The 21230-nt window shown below is 67.9% G+C and carries 23 protein-coding genes; 15 read left to right on the top strand and 8 right to left on the bottom strand.

Translation table 11 applies throughout. From position 1 onward, the window contains the following. The first annotated feature begins 161 nt into the window (after positions 1-161). From ACWEVR_RS08940 to ACWEVR_RS08920, 5 genes are all read left to right on the top strand, one after another. The gene (locus ACWEVR_RS08940) at positions 162-434 is read left to right on the top strand and encodes a GlsB/YeaQ/YmgE family stress response membrane protein (protein WP_067979080.1); all 273 of its coding nucleotides are present in this window, start codon (positions 162-164) and stop codon (positions 432-434) included. A 69-nt stretch (positions 435-503) separates the two neighbouring features. Beyond that, complete coding sequence (locus tag ACWEVR_RS08935; RefSeq protein WP_067484619.1) at positions 504-1217, top strand: phosphatidylserine decarboxylase; 714 nt, start codon at positions 504-506, stop codon at positions 1215-1217. Further along, positions 1214-2092, top strand: a complete 879-nt coding sequence (locus ACWEVR_RS08930; protein WP_225278387.1) for a CDP-alcohol phosphatidyltransferase family protein — start codon at positions 1214-1216, stop codon at positions 2090-2092. Before ACWEVR_RS08935 ends, ACWEVR_RS08930 begins: the two co-directional genes overlap by 4 nt. An 85-nt stretch (positions 2093-2177) precedes the next feature. After that, positions 2178-3050, top strand: a complete 873-nt coding sequence (locus tag ACWEVR_RS08925; RefSeq protein ID WP_452466423.1) for an RNA polymerase sigma-70 factor — start codon at positions 2178-2180, stop codon at positions 3048-3050. 81 nt (positions 3051-3131) lie between these two features. Beyond that, positions 3132-4295 (top strand): NAD(P)/FAD-dependent oxidoreductase, encoded by a 1164-nt coding sequence (locus tag ACWEVR_RS08920; RefSeq protein ID WP_452466422.1) that lies wholly within the window; start codon positions 3132-3134, stop codon positions 4293-4295. 53 nt (positions 4296-4348) lie between these two features. Here ACWEVR_RS08920 and ACWEVR_RS08915 read toward each other — a convergent pair whose 3' ends face one another. Beyond that, positions 4349-5608: a hypothetical protein gene (locus tag ACWEVR_RS08915; RefSeq protein WP_452466421.1), complete on the bottom strand. Its 1260-nt coding sequence runs from the start codon at positions 5606-5608 to the stop codon at positions 4349-4351. Positions 5609-5681: 73 nt separating this feature from the next. On the opposite strand from ACWEVR_RS08915, the gene ACWEVR_RS08910 reads away from it, so the two are divergent. After that, positions 5682-6410, top strand: coding sequence for a Clp protease N-terminal domain-containing protein (locus ACWEVR_RS08910; RefSeq protein ID WP_357150303.1), 729 nt, complete (start codon positions 5682-5684; stop codon positions 6408-6410). A gap of 241 nt (positions 6411-6651) precedes the next feature. Further along, complete coding sequence (groL, locus tag ACWEVR_RS08905) at positions 6652-8274, top strand: chaperonin GroEL (protein WP_067485808.1); 1623 nt, start codon at positions 6652-6654, stop codon at positions 8272-8274. Positions 8275-8541: 267 nt separating this feature from the next. On the opposite strand, the gene ACWEVR_RS08900 is transcribed toward groL, so the two are convergent. Then, complete coding sequence (locus ACWEVR_RS08900) at positions 8542-9339, bottom strand: DUF6585 family protein (RefSeq protein WP_452466420.1); 798 nt, start codon at positions 9337-9339, stop codon at positions 8542-8544. 159 nt (positions 9340-9498) lie between these two features. On the opposite strand from ACWEVR_RS08900, the gene ACWEVR_RS08895 reads away from it, so the two are divergent. Next, positions 9499-9990 carry a hypothetical protein gene (locus ACWEVR_RS08895; RefSeq protein WP_452466419.1) on the top strand — a complete coding sequence of 164 codons (492 nt, stop codon included), beginning with the start codon at positions 9499-9501 and terminating at the stop codon, positions 9988-9990. On the opposite strand, the gene ACWEVR_RS08890 is transcribed toward ACWEVR_RS08895, so the two are convergent. Next, positions 9991-10545: a TetR/AcrR family transcriptional regulator gene (locus tag ACWEVR_RS08890; protein ID WP_452466418.1), complete on the bottom strand. Its 555-nt coding sequence runs from the start codon at positions 10543-10545 to the stop codon at positions 9991-9993. Between the two features lie 38 nt (positions 10546-10583). Between ACWEVR_RS08890 and ACWEVR_RS08885 the strand changes: the two genes are divergently transcribed. Continuing rightward, a complete protein-coding gene (locus tag ACWEVR_RS08885) occupies positions 10584-11357 on the top strand; it encodes an alpha/beta fold hydrolase (RefSeq protein ID WP_452466417.1) in 774 nt (257 codons plus the stop codon). Here ACWEVR_RS08885 and ACWEVR_RS08880 read toward each other — a convergent pair. After that, positions 11337-12296 carry an SMP-30/gluconolactonase/LRE family protein gene (locus ACWEVR_RS08880; RefSeq protein ID WP_452466416.1) on the bottom strand — a complete coding sequence of 320 codons (960 nt, stop codon included), beginning with the start codon at positions 12294-12296 and terminating at the stop codon, positions 11337-11339. The genes ACWEVR_RS08885 and ACWEVR_RS08880 overlap by 21 nt on opposite strands. A gap of 114 nt (positions 12297-12410) precedes the next feature. Here ACWEVR_RS08880 and ACWEVR_RS08875 point away from each other — a divergent pair, with 114 nt between their 5' ends. Beyond that, positions 12411-12860, top strand: a complete 450-nt coding sequence (locus ACWEVR_RS08875; RefSeq protein ID WP_452466415.1) for a MarR family winged helix-turn-helix transcriptional regulator — start codon at positions 12411-12413, stop codon at positions 12858-12860. Between the two features lie 53 nt (positions 12861-12913). Here ACWEVR_RS08875 and ACWEVR_RS08870 read toward each other — a convergent pair whose 3' ends face one another. Then, positions 12914-13363: an SRPBCC family protein gene (locus ACWEVR_RS08870; protein WP_067484645.1), complete on the bottom strand. Its 450-nt coding sequence runs from the start codon at positions 13361-13363 to the stop codon at positions 12914-12916. Between the two features lie 239 nt (positions 13364-13602). Between ACWEVR_RS08870 and ACWEVR_RS08865 the strand changes: the two genes are divergently transcribed. The 4 genes from ACWEVR_RS08865 (at position 13603) to ACWEVR_RS08850 (ending at position 16779) form a co-directional block, all read left to right on the top strand. Continuing rightward, entirely contained in the window at positions 13603-13725 is a 123-nt protein-coding gene (locus tag ACWEVR_RS08865; protein WP_255283991.1) for a hypothetical protein, read from the top strand. A 105-nt stretch (positions 13726-13830) separates the two neighbouring features. Beyond that, on the top strand, positions 13831-14463 hold the full coding sequence (locus ACWEVR_RS08860) for a TetR/AcrR family transcriptional regulator (RefSeq protein WP_243749766.1): 633 nt from the start codon (positions 13831-13833) through the stop codon (positions 14461-14463). Next, positions 14463-15332, top strand: coding sequence for an alpha/beta hydrolase family protein (locus tag ACWEVR_RS08855; RefSeq protein WP_452466414.1), 870 nt, complete (start codon positions 14463-14465; stop codon positions 15330-15332). Before ACWEVR_RS08860 ends, ACWEVR_RS08855 begins: the two co-directional genes overlap by 1 nt. Positions 15333-15429: 97 nt before the next feature. After that, entirely contained in the window at positions 15430-16779 is a 1350-nt protein-coding gene (locus ACWEVR_RS08850) for an aminotransferase class I/II-fold pyridoxal phosphate-dependent enzyme (RefSeq protein WP_452466413.1), read from the top strand. Between the two features lie 150 nt (positions 16780-16929). Here the strand turns inward: ACWEVR_RS08850 and ACWEVR_RS08845 are convergent, their stop codons facing one another. Genes ACWEVR_RS08845 through ACWEVR_RS08835 form a run of 3 tightly spaced genes read right to left on the bottom strand, consistent with a single transcriptional unit; the run spans position 16930 to position 20170 of the window. Beyond that, positions 16930-17880: an LLM class flavin-dependent oxidoreductase gene (locus tag ACWEVR_RS08845; RefSeq protein WP_452466412.1), complete on the bottom strand. Its 951-nt coding sequence runs from the start codon at positions 17878-17880 to the stop codon at positions 16930-16932. Further along, positions 17877-19172 carry an NtaA/DmoA family FMN-dependent monooxygenase gene (locus tag ACWEVR_RS08840; RefSeq protein WP_452466411.1) on the bottom strand — a complete coding sequence of 432 codons (1296 nt, stop codon included), beginning with the start codon at positions 19170-19172 and terminating at the stop codon, positions 17877-17879. The genes ACWEVR_RS08845 and ACWEVR_RS08840 overlap by 4 nt, the downstream gene beginning before the upstream one ends. Before the next feature lie 8 nt (positions 19173-19180). After that, entirely contained in the window at positions 19181-20170 is a 990-nt protein-coding gene (locus tag ACWEVR_RS08835; RefSeq protein ID WP_452466410.1) for a sulfurtransferase, read from the bottom strand. Between the two features lie 166 nt (positions 20171-20336). Between ACWEVR_RS08835 and ACWEVR_RS08830 the strand changes: the two genes are divergently transcribed. Next, positions 20337-21191 (top strand): sulfurtransferase, encoded by an 855-nt coding sequence (locus ACWEVR_RS08830; protein WP_452466409.1) that lies wholly within the window; start codon positions 20337-20339, stop codon positions 21189-21191. Positions 21192-21230: the final 39 nt, after the last annotated feature.

Raw genomic sequence — 21230 nt, 5'->3', positions numbered from 1 at the left:
CCGTGACCCCTGCGTGGACAACATGTGAACGCGCAGACATGAGGCCTCCTCATATTAGCGCGAAAATGTGCCCGAAGAGTGTCGATTGTCACAAGAGCCGCGGGGTATAACTGGGAGACAGGGCGAAAGCTCGCCGACCCTTCGAGGGAACGAGGACAACCATGCTCGGACTCGGAATCATTGGCTGGATCATCATCGGCGGACTTGCCGGCTGGATAGCGAGCAAGTTCATGAAGACCGACGCCCAGCAGGGGATCCTGCTCAATATCGTCGTCGGAATCGTCGGTGGCCTGCTCGGCGGCTTCATCCTGAAGCTGTTCGGCGTCGACGTCGAAGGCGCCGGGTGGATCTTCAGCTTCATCACCTGCCTGGCCGGTGCCTGCTTGCTGTTGTTCCTGGTCGGCCTGGTCACCGGGCGCAGATCAGTGCACTGACACCAACTGCGGACCACGGGCTTCCCGTAAGGTGTGATCGCTGTTGTCGTCACACGAAAGAGGGAGCCCGTGGCACGCCGCCCCACCCCGCCCGGCACGCCCGAGACCACCGGCGTCGGCCATGTCGTCGACCTGGTCCGGGCCGCTGTACCTCCGCTGCACCCCGCAGGCCTGCCGTTCGTGGCGGCGCCGCTGGCGGTGGCGGTCGTCGGCGGACGCAACAAGTGGGTTCGGCGGGCCGGTTTAGCCGCCGCGGCGGCCTGCGCAGCCTTCTTCCGGCACCCACACCGGGTGCCGCCCAACCGTGCGGGCATCGTCGTCGCACCCGCCGACGGTGAAATCGCTCTCGTCGACACGGCCGTGCCGCCCGCCGAACTCGGCCTGGGTGAGCAGCCGTTGCCGCGGGTGAGCATCTTCCTGTCCGTACTCGACGTGCACGTGCAGCGCGTGCCCGTGTCCGGCACGGTGCGCGAAGTGCTGCACCAGCCGGGCAAATTCCTCTCCGCCGACCTGGCCGAGGCCTCCGACGCCAACGAGCGCAACAGCATGCTCATCGAGACGGCCGAGGGCAAGCAGGTCGTCGTCGTGCAGATCGCCGGCCTGCTCGCGCGCCGCATCGTCTGCGACGCCCGGGTCGGCGATCAACTCACCATCGGTGACACCTACGGACTCATCCGGTTCGGTTCCCGCGTGGACACCTACTTCCCGGCGGGCACCGAACTGCTGGTGACCCCCGGTCAGCGCACGATCGGAGCCGAAACCGTGCTGGCTGTGCTGGGATGATCGAACAGGCGCATTCGGCTCGCCGCCGTCGGCCGCGTTCGGTCCGGTTGCTGCCGAGCATCGTCACCATCCTCGCGCTGTGCTCGGGGTTGTCGGCGGTGAAGTTCGGGCTCGACGGTGAACTCGGCATCGCGCTGGCCATGGTCGGTGCCGCCGCCGTGCTCGACACCCTCGACGGCCGCTTGGCGCGCATGCTCGACGCCACCTCCAAGATGGGCGCCGAACTCGACTCGCTCTCCGACGCCATCTCCTTCGGCGTCGCACCCGCGCTCGTCCTCTACGTCACGCTCCTCGACGGGTACAGCGCGGGCTGGATCATCGCCCTGATGTACGCGGTGAGCCTGGTGCTTCGCCTGGCCAGGTTCAACACCCTGCTCGACGACGATTCCCGCCCGAACTGGGCGCGTGAGTACTTCACCGGTGTGCCCGCGCCCGCGGGTGCCCTGATCGCGCTGGTCCCGATCGCGCTGAAGGTGCAGTTCGGCGACGGCTGGTGGGACAGCTTCACCTTCGTCGCCGTGTGGACGACCTTCGCCGCGCTGCTGTGTGTGAGCACCATCCCGACGCTCGCCATGAAGTCGGTGTCGGTGGCACCGCAGGCCGCCGCCGGTCTGCTGGTGCTCGTCGCCGTCGCGGCCGCGCTGCTGGTGACCTACCCGATCGTGCTGCTGCTGATCCTCGTGGCGCTGTACCTCGGTCACATCCCGTTCGCCTGGCGCTCGGCGCGCTGGGTGGCGGCGCGACCGGAGACCTGGCAGCACAAACCCGCCGAGCGGCGGGCCCAGCGGCGCGCGCAGCGGCGGATGCCGCAGATCCGTCGTCCGGCGATTCGCGGATCGGCGCGGTTGCGGTTACGTCGTCCGCGCGACGACTAGCTCCCCGGCGAGACGCCGCCCACATCCTGCTGATCACCGGACGGGGCGGGCGGTACCGTAGCGCCACTACGGCAAGGGAGCGCGGGTGGAATCGGACGGGATTACGGAGTTTTCGCGGCATCGGCCGAGGCTGTTCGCGCTGGCCTACCGCATGTTCGGTGCCGCGAGCGAGGCCGAGGACGTGGTGCAGGAGGCCTACCTGCGCTGGGCCGCCGCCGACCAGGCCACGATCGAGAACCCCGAAGCCTGGCTGACGACGGTCACTGTGAACCTGTGCCGCACCGAGCTGGCGTCGGCGCGGGCCCGGCGCGAAACCTACGTCGGCCCGTGGTTGCCCGAGCCGGTGCCCTCGGGGGAATTCGGTCCGCTGGAAACCGTCGAGGAACGCGAATCGGTATCGCTGGCGCTGCTCACCGCGATGGAACGGCTCAACCCGGTGGAGCGTGCGGTGTTCGTGCTGCGCGAGGCGTTCGGCTACCCGCACGCCGAGATCGCGGCGATGCTCGACCTCACCGAGGCCAACTCGCAGCAGATCCTGCACCGGGCCACCACCCGGGTGCGCGGCGGGAAGCGGCGCTACCCGGCGCCGAACGAGCAGGTGCGTGCCCTGTTCGAGCGATTCATGTCCGCCGCCGCCACCGGTGATGTCGCCGGTCTGCGCGCCATGCTCGCCGCCGACGTGGTGAGCATGGCCGACGGCGGCGGCAAGGTGACCGCTGCCCGCCGCCCGGTCACCGGCGCCGACCAGGTGTCGCGCTACCTCGTCGGGCTCACCAAGTTCCTCACCCCCGCAACGACTTTCGCCTTCGACGAGGTGAACGGCGAGCTGGCGTTGATCGTGCGGGCCGACGGCGTGCAGGCCAGTTCGGTCATGTTCTTCGAGATCGACGACGCGGGCCTGGTCGACGAGGTGCTCATCGTGGTGAACCCGGACAAACTGGACCGATTCGCAATGTGAGCCGGATCACCGGCGCGACCTGTCAGGAAATCGGGGGCTGCCCGGTCTGGAGGGTGTCGGCACATCGAGAGGAGCCACACCATGACCGGTCAGCATCGGATCGTCGTTCTCGGCGCGGGGTACGCGGGTCTCGCGGCGGCCCGCCGTCTGGCCCGCACATCGCGTGACACGACGATCACTGTGGTCGATTCCCGCGCCGAGTTCGTCGAGCGTGTGCGGTTGCACCAGGAGGCGGCGGGGCAGCGAATCAAGCGCTGGGAGCTGCGGAAGTTGTTGGAGCGCAAGGGGGCGGAGTTCGTTCAGGCGAGGATCTCGGGTCTCGACCCGGTGACCAAGCAGGTTCACCTCGAGGAGCTGGCTCGCCGGTCCGATCAGTGGTCGGGCGACGGCACGCCGGAAGGCGCTGGCCGCCGGCAGGCCTCGAACATCGGTGCACGGTCACTCGCATACGACACGCTGGTCTACGCGCTCGGCAGCGCGGCCGATCGGTCGGGTGCGCCAGGCGTGGCCGAATACGCGCGCTCTGTCGCGACGCCCGAGGATGTGCGTGCCCTGCCCGAGGGGCGGGTCATTGTGGTCGGCTCCGGGTCGACGGGCATCGAACTGGCGGCGGAACTGGCCGAATCGCAACGGTATTCGGCGGTGACGCTGCTCGGCGCCGACGAGCCGGGCGCCTGGCTGTCGGCGCGGGCCGTCGAGAGCATTCGTGCCACGCTCACCCGGCTCGGGGTGGAGATCCGGTCGTCGGCGAAGGTCGTCGAGGTGCTGCCGACGGGTGTGCGGCTCGCCGACGACACGATCATCGAAGCCGAATCCGTGGTCTGGACAGCTGGTTTCACCGTTCCCGACCTGGCTCGCCGCGCAGGCCTCGCGGTCGACGAGCACGGCCGCATCCGCACCGACGCCACCCTGCGGTCGGTCTCTCATCCCGATATCTACGCCGCCGGGGACGCGGCTCTGATAGCGGGGCCGGGTGATCGTCCACTCCGAATGGCCTGCGCTACTGCGCTTCCCGCCGGTGGATATGTCGCCCGAGCGATCGTCGCCCGAGCCAAGGGGGTCGAGCCGGAACCGATGACCTTCAGCTACCACCTCCAGTGCCTGAGCCTCGGCCGCCGCGACGCCGTCATCCAGGTGCTCAACGCCGATGACACTCCCGGAGCACGCGTGATCCGTGGCCGCGCCGGTGCGCTGGTGAAGGAACTGATCGTTCGCGGCGCCGGAATGACAGTCGGCCTGCGCTGACGGTCGCTCCCGCCGCCCGGGCGTCGAGCGCGCAGTTCGCCGTAGCCCGGGGCTCATGGCGTGGCGGCTCGGGTGCCGGTACGTCCGGCAATTCGCGCCACAGCGGTGATCTGCCCGGCCCATGGTGCGAGGGCGATCAGGGTGAGTACCGCGAGCCACGGCAGACGCCACCACCAGCGCAAATCGTAGGCGGTGGACGGTGATTCGGCGACGAGGAGCCGTGCCGTGGACGACCAGACGACGAAGGCGTCACCGATCGGCACCAGCCCCAGTGCGTAGCGTTTCGAGCCGGGCAGATCGATCGGCAGACCGAGCAGTTCACCTTCGGCGGCCAGGGCGCGGGCCAGGGTGCCGTCACCGTTGACGCGGGCGGCGCCCTGGGCCACCACCGTGGCCGACAGGCTGATGCCCGCGATCAGCGGCCCGGAGTCCACATCGCCGCTGCCGCCGACGCCGTGCGGATATTCGCGTATCGCGGGTCCGAAACCACCTGGATAGGCGAGGAACCGGTCGCGGTACAGCGAGTACTGCGCTCGCGCGAATTCCGGGTCGATCTCGGGGAGGAAGCGGTGGATCACCGCCTGGGATGTGGCCCTGGAACCGGTGCTCAGTGATCCGTCCACAGCGGAAACCTGGTGGGGGAGTAGTCCTGTGGATGGATCGAGTCGTGTCCGGGATTGTCCCGTCCACCGCTCGATCACCGCCGCGTGCCGAGCGCCGAGCAGCTTGTCGTGCAGCCGGAGCGAGGCGATCGCCACCGTGGAGTCCACCGGCCACGCCTGTCCGTGATACGCCTGGAGGAACGGCGTCGGCGACGCGGCGAACGCCTGCGCGATCTCGTCGCTGTGCGCGGAGAAGCGTTGCGCCTCGGTGGGATCGGTGGGATCGGTGGGATCGAGCGACAGGATCGCCCCGCGCAACCAATTCGTCCAGCCTGCCCAGAAGATCCCGTTCGCAGGGTGGAGTCGCGGGCTGAACACCGCCCGGCCTTCGTCGGATTCCATTCGGGCCAGCGCCCAGCGAGATTCGGCCACGGCCTGCGAGCGCAGGTCAGGGTCGGCGTGCCCCGCCTGTACCCAGGCGAGCCCGTAGAGCGCATTCGAGAACAGATGCCCTTCCGGAAACAGTTGCTGCGCTTCGGTATCGGCGCCGCCTTCCAGGGCGCCGCGCAGAAAGGCCAGTTGGCGTTCGGTCGCGCCCGGTATGTCTCCTGGCTCCGGCGGTGACAGCAGGAAACGTCCCGCCGCGACCAGGCAACACACCGTCACCGCTACTCCCGCGAAACGCAGGACCCACCCCAAGGTTCTCCCCATGGGTCCACTTTGCCACCGATCAATCGTCAACTAGTGGTTGACGCCATCATGATCGTCAACCTACAGTTGACGCATGAGCACACCGAACATCCGCCTCGACGATCTGATCGACGGCATCAAGAAAGCCCGTCCCGACAATGTCCTCGAACAACTCACCGACGCCGTCGTCGTCGGTAACCACATGGGCGAGGTCGCCGACCACCTCATCGGCCACTTCGTCGACCAGGCTCGCCGCTCCGGCGCCTCCTGGACCGAGATCGGCGCCAGCATGGGCGTCAGCAAGCAGGCCGCGCAGAAGCGCTTCGTTCCCAAGCAGCCCGGCGACGCCGCCGCCATGGACCCGCAGGCCGGGTTCGCCAAGTTCACCCCGCGTGCGCGGCAGGTCGTCGTCGACGCGCAGGAGTCGGCGCGGGCGGCGAACAACGACCAGATCACCCTCGGGCATCTGATCCTGGCCCTGATCGGTCAGCGGGAAGGTCTCGCGGCCAAGGAAATCGAGGCCAGGGGTGTCGAACTCGACGCTGTCCGCGCGGCGGCCACCGCGGGGCTGCCCGGTGCCGCCGACGAGGTGCCCGCGCTCATCCCGTTCGACGGGGAAACCAAGAAGGTGCTGGAACTGACGTTTCGCGAGGCACTTCGCCTCGGCCACAACTACATCGGCACCGAGCACATCCTGCTCGCGCTGCTCGAGCACGAGAACGGGTCGGGCGTGCTCAGCGACCTCGGCCTGGACAAGGCTGTTGTAGAAGCCGAACTCGTCGAACTGCTGAGCCAGTTCCTCGCCGCGCAGGAAGAATCCTGATCCGCCGCCTCCGGCGCGGTGGGTTCGCGCCGGGGGCGACCTTGCACTCTCGCCACTCGAGTGCTAAAAATGGCCTTGGCACTCACGTCTGTTGAGTGCCAGGTCGGGACGGTGAGATCGGGTTCCATCGACACCCTCGGTCGTCCGTCGCGGGCACCGCACCTGGCCAGCGTACTTGGGGACGATCCAACCTGTGGTCGTCTCGTGTGTCAGCCATAGACATGTGGAGGATCTCAACGCAATGGCCAAGACAATTGCGTACGACGAAGAGGCCCGTCGCGGTCTCGAGCGGGGTCTGAACGCCCTCGCCGACGCTGTCAAGGTGACGCTGGGCCCGAAGGGTCGCAACGTCGTGCTCGAGAAGAAGTGGGGCGCGCCCACGATCACCAACGATGGTGTGTCCATCGCCAAGGAGATCGACCTCGAGGACCCGTACGAGAAGATCGGCGCCGAGCTGGTCAAGGAAGTCGCCAAGAAGACGGACGACGTCGCCGGCGACGGTACGACCACCGCTACCGTGCTCGCCCAGGCGCTCGTGCGTGAAGGTCTGCGCAACGTCGCGGCCGGCGCGAACCCGCTGGGCCTGAAGCGCGGCATCGAGAAGGCCGTCGAGGCCGTCACCGCCAAGCTGCTCGACTCCGCCAAGGAGATCGACACCAAGGAGCAGATCGCCGCCACCGCGGGTATCTCCGCTGGTGACCCGGCCATCGGCCAGCTCATCGCCGAGGCGATGGACAAGGTCGGCAAGGAAGGTGTCATCACCGTCGAGGAGAGCAACACCTTCGGGCTCCAGCTGGAGCTCACCGAGGGTATGCGCTTCGACAAGGGCTACATCTCCGGTTACTTCGTCACCGACCCCGAGCGTCAGGAAGCGGTCCTCGAGGACCCGTACATCCTGCTCGTGTCGTCGAAGATCTCGACCGTCAAGGACCTGCTGCCGCTGCTGGAGAAGGTCATCCAGGCCGGCAAGCCGCTGCTGATCATCGCCGAGGACGTCGAGGGCGAGGCCCTGTCGACCCTGGTCGTGAACAAGATCCGTGGCACCTTCAAGTCCGTCGCCGTCAAGGCGCCCGGCTTCGGTGACCGTCGCAAGGCCCAGCTGGCCGACATCGCCATCCTCACCGGTGGCGAGGTCATCAGCGAAGAGGTCGGCCTGTCGCTGGAGACCGCCGGTCTCGAGCTGCTCGGCCAGGCGCGCAAGGTCGTCGTCACCAAGGACGAGACCACCATCGTCGAGGGCGCGGGCGACGCGGAGGCCATCAAGGGCCGCGTGGCGCAGATCCGCACCGAGATCGAGAACTCGGACTCGGACTACGACCGTGAGAAGCTGCAGGAACGTCTGGCCAAGCTGGCCGGCGGCGTCGCGGTGATCAAGGCCGGTGCCGCCACCGAGGTCGAGCTCAAGGAGCGCAAGCACCGCATCGAAGATGCCGTGCGCAACGCCAAGGCCGCCGTCGAAGAGGGCATCGTCGCCGGTGGTGGCGTGGCCCTGCTGCAGTCGGCGCCCGCACTGGACGACCTGAAGCTGACCGGTGACGAAGCCACCGGTGCCAACATCGTGCGCGTCGCGCTGTCGGCCCCGCTGAAGCAGATCGCCTTCAACGCCGGCCTCGAGCCCGGCGTGGTCGCCGAGAAGGTCTCGAACCTGCCCGCGGGTTCCGGCCTGAACGCCGACTCCGGCGAGTACGAGGACCTGCTGGCCGCCGGCGTCGCCGACCCGGTCAAGGTCACCCGTTCGGCCCTGCAGAACGCGGCCTCCATCGCGGCCCTGTTCCTCACCACCGAGGCCGTCGTCGCCGACAAGCCCGAGAAGGCGGCCCCCGCGGCCGACCCGACCGGCGGCATGGGCGGCATGGACTTCTGATCCCCTGATCAGCTAGTTCTACAAGTCCACGAAGGCCGGTCCACTCTCGAGTGGACCGGCCTTCGGTCTGTCTGACAGGGATTTCTCGAGCTATGACATAGGGCCTGCCGATGCGTGTTCCCACCCTGAAGTACGGCGGCGGCTATTCGGACACGTTGTACTTCGACAACGTGATGGACTGGATCAAGATCGGCATCCGGCGAGTAGTCGGGCGCAACCGATGAGCAGGCGAAGGCAATCGCCGATCGTGCCTGCGGGCAGTCCCGTCTAGCCGACAGGCGTCAGGCGGAGGCGTTCGGCTAGTTCGTTGAAGATGTAGAAGTTGGGGATGGTGTTGACGGGGGCCAGGGACATCCACATGCCTGCGACTTTGAGGCGGATGTGGCCGCTGCGGGCGTCGATGAGTTGGATGTTGGTCCAGGGGAAGGGTTCGCCCTTGTAGGTGAGGGCGTCGAGGGAGAGGCCGAGGTCGCCGAAGTTCACGGTTTCGCCGTTGTCGATGGCGGTGACGGCGAGGGGGAGTTGGGTTGCGGTGACGGCGGATTGGATGGCGCGTGCCCATTCGCGGGCGCGGGCGAATCCCTCTTCATCGATTTCGGCGCGGCCCGCGGGACCGGTGAGTTCGAGTCGGTAGACGACGGGAACCGTGTCGTGGAAGGGGATTTCCTCCTGCCGCACCTCGGTGGTGTCCCACCGGAATCCGGCGACGCGCTGACCCGAGTGGTACACCGTGACCCCGTATTCGAACAGGTCGATGCGGGCGGCGCGGTTCTGCCGGTTGATGATTCCGCGCCGGAAGGCGAGCATCACCGGGACCGCCGCGATCATGAGCAGCGCGACGGCACCGGGCCACGCGCCGACGATCAGGCAGATCACCCCGATGAACGCGATGCAGCCCGCGACGATGCCGCATCCGCGCACGAAGGTGTCGTCGGCCGGAGTGGCCAGGAAGGTGTCGCGGTGCGCACCGAGCTGCTGGTACTCCGCCATGAGGTGTATCAGCTGGGTCAGCGGCACGGGGTGGCGAGCCTCGGCTACGGTCTCCGGCCTGTTCGGAGTGATCACTTGTCCCTCCATGAGGCGTTTCATCCGCGGCGAAGCGTATTCGACCGGCGCGGATAACGCCACCTGTGGGGCGCTCGGAATCCGCCCACGACCGGCCTGGACACGCTCCATACGCATGCGTATGGTTTGTCCAGGGAGCACCGCTGAGAGGTTGGATGAATGATCCGCAACATTCACGAGCGAACAATTCAGGCGCCGGCCGCACAGATCGGCGAACTGCTCGACAAAGTGGCGATTGCGGGAAACCCGTTGTGGCCCAGCGAGAAATGGCCACCGCTGGAGCTGGACGGCCCACTGGCCGAAGGCGCGAAGGGCGGTCACGGTTCGACTCTCTACACCTGCACCGCCTACCGCCCAGGTGAATTCGTCGAGTTCACCTTCACGCCCGGTTTCATGCTCGAGGGCACCCACACCTTCGAGGTGATCGGCAAAGGCACCTCGAGCGCCCTTCGCCATGTGATCTCGGCCGAAACCCGAGGCGTATCCGGATTTCTGGGCTGGCACCTCGCCATCCGATCACTGCACGACGCCTTGCTCGAGGAACTGCTGGACAACGCCGAAACCGCCGTCGGCGCACCGCCCGCACCGTACCGATGGCCGCTACACGCCCGGCTGCTCTACTGGACTTTCGTCAAGCTCGGCCTCGACTGATCACACCAGCCGTTCGAGAATCGAATCGACCAATTCGCCGGTGGCGGGCAAGCTTTCGGGCGACACCCGCGCCAGCTGATTGATTCCGTGATAGATACCGACGGCCACCGCCGCGCGCGTATCCGCCTGCTCCGCGGCCACTCCGAGCAGACGCAACTGCGCGGCCACGTACTCGATCCGCCGCGCCGCGACCCGTCGCATGGCAGCGGCGACCGCCGGCTGGTCGATGGCAGCCAGCAGCGCCAGTTCCTCACGGCCCTCGGTGGCGTAGTCGATGACATCGGTGAACAGCACCCGTAGCCGCTGCGCCGGGTCGGTGAGCTCGTCCAGCGCGGCGATCACCGCGTCGGTGCCCTCGCGTTCCCAGTGCGCGAGGACGGCGTCGACGAGGGCTGGACGGTCCTTGAAATGCCAGTAGAAGCTGCCCTTGGTGGCGCCGAGACGTTTGGCGAGCGGCTCGACGGCCACACCGGCCAGACCGTTCTCGCCGAGGGCGACGATCGCGGCGGCGACCCAGTCGTCGGCACTGAGCCTGCGAGCGGAGGGTGACTTCACAGCCATACGCTATCGAATGGCCGCGCTAGGCTCGAGTGGTGGAGTTTCTCGACGAAGGCGCGGGCCCGGCGATCGTGTGCGTGCACGGGATCCCGGGTTCGGTCGACTGGTTCGGCGCGGTCGCCGAGCGGCTGACTCCCCGTTTCCGGGTGATCCGGGTGGACCTTCGCGCCGCGCCGGAGGATTTCGCCGCCCCGGCCAGGTCGGCGCCCATCGCGGCCCTGCTCGCGGAGCTCGACCTGTCCGACGTGACGGTGATCGGCCATTCGTTCGGCGCGGAGATCGCGCTCGAGCTGGCAACGCTGCCCCGTGTGACACGGGCGGTGGTGGTCGGGCAGAGCCCGGACTACACGGCCGCGCGGATTCCGGGGTTCGCCCGGTGGGTGGTCCGCCCGTGGTCGGTGCGGCTCGCGCAGCGCTGGACGCCGGGTTTCGTGATTCGCCAAGGCAATCGGACGTTGTTCGCGCCGCGGTTCCGTTACGCGTCGGTGCCCGGTCTCGCGGAGGCGGTCGTGCGCGACTTCCGGTCGGCGGCGCCGACGGGCCTGGCCTATGCCGTCGGTGCCCGCGCCGACGACTTCGCCGCCCGGCCGCTCGATGCCAGGGTGGCGGCGCTGGACGTACCGGTGCTCGCCGTGCACGGCCGCCACGACCACCTCTACGACGCCACCACCACCCTCGCCCGGTTCGCCGCCGCGGGGGCGCGCACGCATCTGGTCGAGCACGCCGGGCATTCCCCGCAGGTCGAACAGCCCGACGAATTCTTCACTGTGCTGGAGGAATTCATGCGGTCAGAACCCGTCGAGCGCTGACACCACGAACGGCCCCGGCTTCTCGTCGTTGCCCATCGGTCCGCCCTTGTCGAATTGCGACGACACGATCAGCGCCCGGTCCCCGGAGTGCACCATCGTGGTGGGGATGCTCAGTGCCGGATCGTGGAATTCGAGTTGCCGCGTGGCCGCGCCGCCGTGGTCGGTGACGGTCCAGCGGCTGATGGTGTTGTCGGTGTTGTGCACCACCCACAGCGTGTCGCCGCGCAGTTCCAGGCCGTCGCCGTTGCGCACGGTGCCGCCGGTCAGTGTCACCTTGCGAATCGGCTCGGTGCCGGTGAGGTCGATCCGGTAAAGCTCGCCCGCCGACATCGCGACGACGAGCAGGTAGGTGCCCGCCTCGTCGGCGACGATCCCGTTGAGCTCGAAGGTCTTCGGGTCGCGTGGTCCGAGGACCGGTGCGAGGTCGGCGGCGACGGTGAGCTCGCCCCGGCCTTCCGTGGCGTTCGCGAGGGTGGCGCGGTAGACGACATTGCGGATGCTGTCGGTGAGGTAGGCGCTGCCGTCGGCGCCGAAGGCGAGGTCGTTGACGAAGCGCGGACGGTCGACCGGGACGTCGAACCGGGCGAGCAGGGCACGAGAACCGGTGTCGTACACCATGACTCCCGCGGTCGAGTCGATCACCCACAGCCTGCCGTCGCGGTCCACCCGTAGTCCGTTGGTTGTCTTGCGTCCGTCGGCGCCTGCTGGGAGGAAAACCTCGGCCGTCGCCGCGTCCGCTCCCGCGCGGAAGACGGTGCCGTCGGCGTAGGAGCCGACATAGCTGGTTCCGGTGCGGGGATCGAGCGCGATGCCCTCGGGGTAGACGGCCGCGCCCGGAAGTCCATATGCGGTGCTCAGGACCGGTGACGGGGCCGGGTCGTCGGTACCGCAGGCGGTGAGCGCGAGGCAGGTGGCGGCCATCGCGAGGGTCCTGATCATGATTACGCCTCTCGTTCATGTAATTCAACACATCATGCAACGAGCAGAAATTTAGATTAGAGTTCTAATGATCGTCAAGGGTGATACTTCGAAATGGGCGGATAACATGCAGCCATGACGTCCATGCCCTCGACCGAGAGGCTGGGCACGTTCCTCAAGCGTGCCGAGCAAGCCATGATCGCGGCGAAAACAGCCGCGCTCAAACCGGCCGGGCTGACGGTTCCGCAGTTCAGCGCGCTGATGTACCTCGCCGAGAACCCCGGCATCTCGGCTGCCGCTCTTGCCCGGCTGGCAGGGGTGACGCCGCCGACGATGAACACCGTCCTGAGCAATCTGGTCGACCGTGGCCTGGTCGAACGCTCACCGCACGAGTGGCACCGGAACGTCCTCGAGACGCGGCTGACCGAGGCGGGCCGGGAGGTCACCGAGGCGGCCGACGCGCGCGCGATCGCGGTGGAACGCGCCGCGGCCGCCCACTTCACCGCCGAGGAGTTCGCCACGCTGACCGCACTGCTGACCCGCACGGCACAGGCTTTCGAGGAAGTCCGCCAGGATCTTCCGTAGCAAACGCGAAGAGCCCGCCGGAGGGGTCCGGCGGGCTCTCGTGGTCGAGCGGGTCAGCGTTCGGCCGCGGCCTTGATCTTGCGCAGCGTCTCGTGCATGCCCGAGACGAGATCGGCCTCGAACTTCTCCTCGCCGCCTGCGAGCTTGATCACCGGGCCCATCCAGCCGGGAATTCCCTTGGGGTCGAGGGTGCGTCGCTCGACGAGGCGGGTGCCCGCGGCGGTCGGCGCGAGCTCGTAGCTCCACACCGTGTGGTTCTCGTTCATCCGGAACGCCAGCGCGGTGTTGGGGACGAACCGCACGATGCGCGAGCTGGTCGGCCAGACCTTCCAGCCGTCGCGGTTGAAGTTGATGGTGCGCGCCCCTTCGCGAACCCCGCCGATCGCCAGCATCTTGACCGTGGTCGGGCTGAACTCCGACATCCGGTTCAGGTCCGCGAGAATCGACCAGACCTTCTCCGGCGATGCGGCGATGTCGATACTTGCTTCGAGGTTGTTCGGCAACGGTGCCTCCGGGTTGTGCGTGACGTACGGTCACACCGAGCATAGGGTCGCCACCCGCCAGAGCCCTCCGCCCACAGTCGGATTTTCCGCCGCCCTGGTTTTCGGGGGCTTGTGGGTTCTCACAGAAAAGTGGGGGAAATTCCTTTAAAACACCTCCTATTCACATTCGCCTTCGGTATCGTCCGAGACGGCAAATCGCCAGTGACAGAAGGTCACAGAGTGTCAACTTGGAGTGCACCATGCTTTACAACATCACCGAGTCCAACTCCGGCAGCAGCGGCGACGGCGGCATCCTCGCCCTGCTGATGAGTCTGCTCACCAGCTCGATGAGCACCGGTTCGGCCCAGACCTCCGGTAACTGAGCGCATCTGAAGCAAACTTCCGGCTAACGCGCGGTAAGCCGGGAGGGCTGTCGTTGGGCCCGATCCATGACGAGGGGATCGGGCCCTTCGGTATTGTCAGCGACAATGTCACAGGATGCGAATACGGGACGAATGTATGCCGGGCAGCCCGTAGAGGACCGGCAACGCCAGCGGCGTGCGCGTTTTCTGGAGTCAGGCCTGACGGTCTTCGCGCGCGACGGGTACGCCAACAGTTCGGTCGGTGCCATCTGTAAGGACGCCGGACTGTCGTCGCGGCAGTTCTACGAGGAGTTCACCGGCCGCGAATCGCTGCTACTCGAGCTGTACGAGCAGATCGACCGCGAATCCCGCGAGGCGGTGGCTACCGCCCTCGCGGCGAAGAGCGACGCCAGCGCGATCGACCAGATCGACGCGGCCGTGCGCGCTTACGTCGAGACCATCGGCACCGATCCGCGCAAGGCGCGGGTGGCGCTGGTCGAGGTGGTCGGCGCCGGACCCAAGGTCGAGAAGTTCCGCCTCGAGCTACGCCGGGTGTGGGGTTCGCTGCTGGCAGGCGCCGCCGAGGATGCGGCCATGCACGGTGAAATCCCCCCGGGCGACTACGAATTGCGGGTGCTCGCCATCATCGGCGCGGTGAACTATGTGGTCGACGGCTGGAGCGGTGCCGATCCGCGGCCGCCGCTCGACGATGTGATCCAGGTGCTGAGCCGGGTGATTCTCGGCGCGGTCGGGGCTTGATGGCGCGGGTCGAGACCGTCCCGATCCAGGTGCCCGACGGCACCACCCTGCCCGTGCGGCTGATTCCGGCCCGCGGGCCGCACCGTCATCCGGTGACCCCCGACGCCCCGCGTCCGGTGATCGTGATCGTGCCCGGCCTCGCCGTGCCCGGTGAGTTCTACGAATACTTCGCCCACCAGCTGGCCGGGCGCGGATTCGATGTGGCCATCGGCGAATTGCGTGGTCAGGGCGGTAGTACTCATCGTCCCGGTGCCGAAAGTACCTATGGCTACCACGAATTGGTCGCCGTGGATTTTCCGGCGATGCTGCAGGTGGTGCGTCACCGTTTCCCCAGCAGCACCCCGTACCTGCTCGGGCACAGCATGGGCGGTCAGCTGTCGGTGCTGTACGCGGCCCGGGTGCGCGGCAGGCTCGGCGGGTTGATCCTGGTCGCCTCCGGCACACCGTATTACCGCGGTTACCGTGGCGTGCTCGGCCCGGGGATGCTCGTCGGCACGGCCGCGGTGGCGGTCGCGTCGAATCTCGCCGGTTTCTGGCCGGGTGACATGCTGGGCAAACGGGCATACGGCCGCCAGTCCAAGGTGCTCATGTCGGACTGGGCACGCCTGGCCCGGACCGGCCGCTTCGTGCCGGTCGGCGCCGATATCGATTACGAGGAACGCGTCGCGCGGCTGAAGTTCCCGGTGCTGTCGATCACCATCGAGGGCGACGAGATGACCCCGCAGACCTCCGCCGACCATCTGCTGAGCAAGATGCCCGCCGCCGAGATCACCCGCAGGTTCGAGCCGGAACCGCTGGGCCACAACGGCTGGATCACCAACCCGGACTCCACCGTCGACGCCGTCGAGAAGTGGCTGCGCGACCGCTGAGACGCGGACACAGACGATCGAATCGTGCGGGAACAAAACCGGTTCGCTGAATACATATATTCGTCATACTGGTCCATATGCGACGAATGGAGAATCGGTGACCGACCCGGGTTCGGCGGTGCTCGTGCGTGCGCTGGCGGCCGACGCCTCGCACACATCCGAATCGGTGCGGGCGGTGACGGCGCGGCTCATCCGCGACGGTTCCCTCGCCGAGGGGATCCGGTTGCCGACCATCCGGGAACTGGCCCAGCACTGCGGTCTGAGTACCCGCACGGTCGTGGCGGCCTGGGGTGAGCTGCGCAAAGAGGGGCTCATCGCCACCAATCGCCGGGGCGGCACCGTGGTGGCCGCGGCCGGGGGAGTCCCGCTGGGGCGCCCGCTCGCCGAGCGTGATCTGCTCACGGGCAGCCCCGACTACGCCCTGCAGCCCGACCTGGCGCCCGCGATGCTCGCCGGGCTGCACACCGACGACCTGAACCGTCCCGGCCGCGACTACATCACCGACCGTTTGCGCGCGGCGGTATGTGACGGCTGGCCCTTCCCCGCCGAGGCGTTCGTCGCGGCAGGTGGCGGCTCGGAGGGTTTGTTTCTCGCCGTGGACGCGGCGGCCCCGGACGGCGCGCTCGTCGCGGTGGAGGAACCGGTGATGCCGGGTTTCCTGGATACGCTCACCGAGGTCGGGTATCGGGTGATCGGGATCGCCGCCGACGAGCAAGGGGCGCTGCCGGATTCGCTGGCCGAGGCATTGCGCCGGAATCCGGCGGTGGTGGTGTTGCAGCCCGAAGGCGCGTACGCGACCGGCGGTGTGCTCTCGCCGAATCGGGCCGGGGAACTGGCCGAGGTGTTCGCGGCGGCGGAGGTGCAGCCGTGGATCGTCGAGGACGACGCGGTCGGACCGCTCGCCGCCGCGCAGGCGCCCTCCCTGGGCAGCTGGTATCCGGAGCGCTGTGTGCGAGTGCGCAGTTACTGCAAGGCTTTCGGGATGGATATCCGGACCTGTGTGATCGGTGGCAGTGCCGAACTGGTCGACCGTGCGATTCGGGCCAGGGTGCACGGTATCGCCGCGAACAGCCGGATCCTGCAGAACGCCTTGGCGCACTTGATCGGTGATCCCGGGACGGCTGCCCTGATCGACACCGCCCGTGAGCGTTACGCGGCTCGGCGTGCGGGTTTGGTCGCCGCCCTGCGGGAGCACGGCGTGACGGCTGAGGCCGGGACGAACAGCCTGGTGGTGTGGGTCGAGGTGGCCGACGAACAGGGTGCGTTGCTGCGGTGCGCACGGCATGGGGTCGTCGTCGGATCGGCGGCACGATCGCATGTCGGGGCGGCGCGCGCTGCTATCCGGGTGGCCGTTCCCCAACTGCCCGACGACCCGCGACGGCTCGCCGAACTGGCAGCGCTGCTGGCGGACGCGGCGGCATCGACCCACCGCGAATTCCTCGACTGAACTGTGCAGATGGGAGCGCGGACGGCCTGCAATCCGCCGTCATGCAGTCCCGCGGCGGCATGCAGGGCTGGCATGGGGCGACGGCGGGCACCACAATCGCCGATCTGCACGCACGATCGTGACACCGAGGGCCCACGGATTGCCCCCGTCTCAGGCTGCCGTGAACGCCTGGCTCGGTGACAGGGTTGCGACGCGTGCCAGCACGTCGAGGTAGCGGGGGTGGTGGACGGCGAGCGGGACGTAGTAGAGCACGTCGGTGGCGGCGGGCCGGTCTGGATCCTCGGCGAGTCGGGAGGCGATCTGGTCGACATTGCCGATACTGATCCTGTTGTCTACCAGGTATTTCGGTAGGTCGACCGGCTCGGAGTAATAGCGTGGACTCAGCGCGATATCGGTTTCGAGGAGCGCGAGGGAATCACGTTCGCTGTCACCGGGCAGTACTGCCACACTCACCCCGATTCGCGGCGTCGTCCGGCACTCGGCCAGATAGGCGTCGACCAGTTCTGTGACACTTCCGCCGGCTCGAGCCTGCGAATTACCGTGTGGCAGCAGGCCGTCACCCGCTGCGGCGATTCGGCGGGCCGTGTCGATGTTTCCGGTCGACTGCCAGATGCGCGAGCGGAGGCCGCCGGGCGGTGGGTAGAGGGCGATCTCGTCGCCGACCCGGCCACTTTCGAGGAGCCGGTGTATCTCGCCTACTCGCTGGGTGTAGATCGTCTCTCGTTCCGCGTCGGACACGCCGAAGCCCGCGTAGCTGGTGGCCGAATGTCCGAAACCCAGGCCCTTTCCGAGCCCGAGTTCGAGGCGTCCATCGCTGAGCGCGTCGGTGACCGCCGCGTCTTCGGCCAGTCGTACGGGATGCTCGAAAGGCACTGTCACCACGCCGGTTCCGAGCCGGATGTGCCGCGTGTGCTGGGCTGCGGCGGCCACGAACGGGAAAACCGACGGTAGCGCCGCGTGATGGGCCTCGAAGTGCCGGGTGGCGAACCAGACGGTGCCGAAACCGAGTTGTTCGGCGCGCACCGTGATCTCGATGGTCCGCCGATAGACCTCGGCAGCCGGTGGCCCACTCCGCAGTTGGACGAACAATGCGCGATTCACAGGCCGTAATGCCCTCTCAACGTGGTGGTTTCGTACTCCGTGCGAAAGAGCCCGCGTGATTGCAGGATCGGTACCACCTGGTCGACGAAAAGATCGAGCCCGCTGGGCAATTCGTCGAGCATGATGTTGAACCCGTCGCTCGCTCCCTTGGTGAACCACTCGGTGATGAAGTCGGCTACCTGCTCCGGTGTGCCGACGACCTTCGCGTGCACGCTGCCGGAAGCGAGAAGCCTTGCCGCGCAGCGGGTGGCGGCGCCGGAGGCGCGCACGTTGTCGAGCAGCACCGCGCGTTGTCCGCGGGAACCCGCGTCGCTGTTCTCGTCGGGGATCTTGTGCCAGGGAAACGGGGCGCTCAGGTCGAGGTCGTCGGGGGAGAGGCCGAGACGATCGGCCAGATTGGTCAGCTGCACTTCGTCGGGGATCAGGTCGATGAGGTCTCGTTCGCGTTGCCGCGCGGCAGTTTCGGTGTCGGCAAGGACGACGATCAGGCCCGGCAGTAGCTTCACGCTGTCCGGGTCGCGACCGGCTGCCGCGGCGTGCTGTCGCAGTTCGGTTCGGCGCGCGGCGGCGGACACGGGATCGACGTGTGCGGAGTAGATCGCGTCGGCGGTCCTGGCGCCGAGCTCGACGCCGTGGCTCGACGCGCCCGCTTGGATCAGCACCGGCTTGCCGTGCGTCAGCGGCGGGGCCTTCAACGGGCCCGCCACCCGGAAGAACTTGCCGACATGGTCGATCGGACGGACCACCTCGGGATCGAGGTAACGTCCGGTCGCCTTGTCGCCCACGAGCGCACCGGCCGGGACCGAATCCCACAGTGCCGTCACCACCTCGAGGAATTCGGCGGCCCTGGCATACCTTTCGGCCTTCGGCAGCGCCTGGTCGAGGGAGTAATTGCGGGCGGCGTTGTCACCGCCGGTGACCACGAAATTCCAGCCGACCCGCCCACCCGACACCGACGAGAGCGCGGCGAACGAGCGGGCGAGGTTGTAGGGATCGTTGTAGGAGGTGGTCGCCGTGACGATCACCCCGATCCGGCTGGTGTGCGCGGCGAGGACGGCATGGGCGACGAACGGTTCGAGCAGGCGGCTCGGCGCGGTCCAGTCCTTGGCCTGGATATCGGGGGAATCGGCGAGGAACACCGCGTCGAGCAGGCCACGCTCGGCGGTGCGCGCCACGTCGAGGTAGTGCTCGATCTCGACGAAATGGGCCGCCGGTTCCGGTGCGCGCCGCCACGGGCTGCCGATGGCGCCGCCGGGAATGAGATTCGCGTTGAGAATGACATGTCTCGGCATGAGGGGTCCTAGAAATTCGTCAGGGCGACAGAGGGTTCCGTTGCGAGCGGACGGGCGGGATCGGCGACCCACTGCGACAGGGAGCCGGGATAGAGGGCGATCTCGATGCCGAGTGTCGCCAGCACGAACACCTGTAGAGCCGCCGCCATCGCACTGCCGCAATAGCTGGCAGCCGGGGTTCCGGCGTCGACACCGAGGCGGTGGTAGCGGGCGCGCAGCGTCGCCTCGTCGAGAAGCAGTCCCTCGTCGTCGAAGTCGTCGAAGACCGGGGCGCTGACGGCGCCGGGAATATGTCCCGGATACTCGCCCCCACCGCGAAAGTGGGTCCGGGGACGGGCGTCGAGGAGTATGCCGCTGCTGGGAAGTTTAGCGACAGCGCAGGTTTCGACCGTTGGTAGCGAGCCTGACCGTGCGATGGCAGTGTCCGAGTGACCTGACCTGACGGGTGTGCCGGATGCATCTGATGCATCAGACGTGCCGCGCGTGCCGGATGGACTTGGTGCGTCGAACGTCCCGGACGTGCTGGGTACGTGGGCTTCATCGTTCCCGCCAGTGTCGGTCTGGTCGTCACATGTGCGTGGCGGCTCTTCGGGCCGATCCGCGGTGAGTCCGCCGCCCGCCGCCTGCCAGGCGCGTAATCCGCCGTCGAGGATGCGGACGTCGGTCAGGCCGGCCCAGCGCAGCACCCACCAGGCGCGGGCGGCGGCCACCGAGCGGGCGTCATCGTAGACCACCACCGCGCTGTCGGCGTGAATGCCCCAGCGGCGCAGCGATTCTGTGAGGTGATTCGCGTCCGGCAGGGGGCGGGCGCCGGAGTCGGCGGTCGGGGTACCGGACAGATCGGCGTCGACATCGGCGAACTGCGCGCCGGGGAGGTGTTCGCGCTGGTAGTTCGCGCGCTCCCCAGCCGTGCGGACATCGAGCAGCACGAGCCGCGCGGGCGGGGCGTCGCGCAGGTCGGCCGCGGAGACGAGGTGGGCGGCACGGTCGCCGGGCATCGGGGTCCTTTCGCCGATTCGGTGTGTTCGACCGGCCGAGAATATGTAGTCCGAGGGTGGGAACACATATTTGGAGTCCGCCTGACTTTTTGTGTTCCCGTGGGTGTTCGGCCGACTTATGTTTCTCCCGCCGGGTCGTCGGAACCCGGGAGATGGGAGGTCGGCCGTGACAAGCCGGATCGTCGACGCGCAGTGGGTGCGGGATCGCCGTGCGGACGCCGTCGTCATCGAGGTGACCAATGCTCGCGGGCCCGCCTCCATCCCCGGTGCACGCTCGGTCTACTGGAAAGACCTCCTCTGGGACCGGTCCCGTCGAGAGTTCCCTACCGCCCGCGAGCTGGCCGACCGTCTTCACTCACTAGGCGCCCACGCCGACGCCCCGCTCGTCTTCGTCGGGGGCCCACCGCAATTCGCGGCTTACGCACTCTGGGTCGCCACCGCCGTCGGAATCGGAGGTGACCTGCGCTACCTCGACGGAGGCACCGTCGCGTGGCCGCACGACGGGCCGGTGATCGGCATCGACCGGTCTGTCGGCGCTGGTAGTAGCAACCGCACACCGCTTCCCCTGGCGTCGCCGCGGTTCGCCGAGGTGGTCGTGGGCAGGGAGCAGGTTCGCGCCGCGATCGACTCGCCGACCGTGCTGCTGGACCTGCGCTCGCCCGAAGAGTTCGCGGGACTCCGTGTTTCACCGTCGTCGGAGCCGGTCGACCACGGCGCCGAGCGGCACGGGCACATCCCTGGAGCGTTGAACCTGCCCGCACAAGACCTGCTCGACCCCGCGGGCCTGCTCCGGCCGACCGACGAAATCGCGGCGCGCATAGCCGAACTCGGCATCGCCGACGCCGACGACATCATCGCCTACTGCCGGCTCTCCCACCGAGCCGCACTCGGCTGGTTGGTCTTCACCGACCTCCTCGGTGAGCACCGCCTCCGCGTCTATGACGGTTCCTGGACCGAATGGGGCAGCCTCGTCGGTGTCCCGGTGCACAACCCTGCCGACGCCGGGGAGCTGACTTCATGACGACACCATCGAACACCGATTCATTGCAGGGAAACACGG

It is taken from the genome of Nocardia sp. NPDC003979 (genome assembly GCF_053605015.1).
The sequence above is the reverse complement of the archived record's forward strand: the minus strand, read 5'-3'. Positions and strand labels throughout refer to the sequence as shown.

Coding starts and splice junctions, on each gene's coding strand:
- ACWEVR_RS08865 (WP_255283991.1), top strand. CDS start 13,603: ATGCTTTACAACATCACCGAGTCCAACTCCGGCAGCAGCGGCGACGGC.
- ACWEVR_RS08930 (WP_225278387.1), top strand. CDS start 1,214: ATGATCGAACAGGCGCATTCGGCTCGCCGCCGTCGGCCGCGTTCGGTC.
- ACWEVR_RS08840 (WP_452466411.1), bottom strand. CDS start 19,172: ATGCCGAGACATGTCATTCTCAACGCGAATCTCATTCCCGGCGGCGCC.
- ACWEVR_RS08880 (WP_452466416.1), bottom strand. CDS start 12,296: ATGATCAGGACCCTCGCGATGGCCGCCACCTGCCTCGCGCTCACCGCC.
- ACWEVR_RS08855 (WP_452466414.1), top strand. CDS start 14,463: ATGGCGCGGGTCGAGACCGTCCCGATCCAGGTGCCCGACGGCACCACC.
- ACWEVR_RS08875 (WP_452466415.1), top strand. CDS start 12,411: ATGACGTCCATGCCCTCGACCGAGAGGCTGGGCACGTTCCTCAAGCGT.
- ACWEVR_RS08860 (WP_243749766.1), top strand. CDS start 13,831: ATGTCACAGGATGCGAATACGGGACGAATGTATGCCGGGCAGCCCGTA.
- ACWEVR_RS08835 (WP_452466410.1), bottom strand. CDS start 20,170: ATGCCCGGCGACCGTGCCGCCCACCTCGTCTCCGCGGCCGACCTGCGC.
- ACWEVR_RS08915 (WP_452466421.1), bottom strand. CDS start 5,608: ATGGGGAGAACCTTGGGGTGGGTCCTGCGTTTCGCGGGAGTAGCGGTG.
- groL (WP_067485808.1), top strand. CDS start 6,652: ATGGCCAAGACAATTGCGTACGACGAAGAGGCCCGTCGCGGTCTCGAG.
- ACWEVR_RS08895 (WP_452466419.1), top strand. CDS start 9,499: ATGATCCGCAACATTCACGAGCGAACAATTCAGGCGCCGGCCGCACAG.
- ACWEVR_RS08940 (WP_067979080.1), top strand. CDS start 162: ATGCTCGGACTCGGAATCATTGGCTGGATCATCATCGGCGGACTTGCC.
- ACWEVR_RS08910 (WP_357150303.1), top strand. CDS start 5,682: ATGAGCACACCGAACATCCGCCTCGACGATCTGATCGACGGCATCAAG.
- ACWEVR_RS08920 (WP_452466422.1), top strand. CDS start 3,132: ATGACCGGTCAGCATCGGATCGTCGTTCTCGGCGCGGGGTACGCGGGT.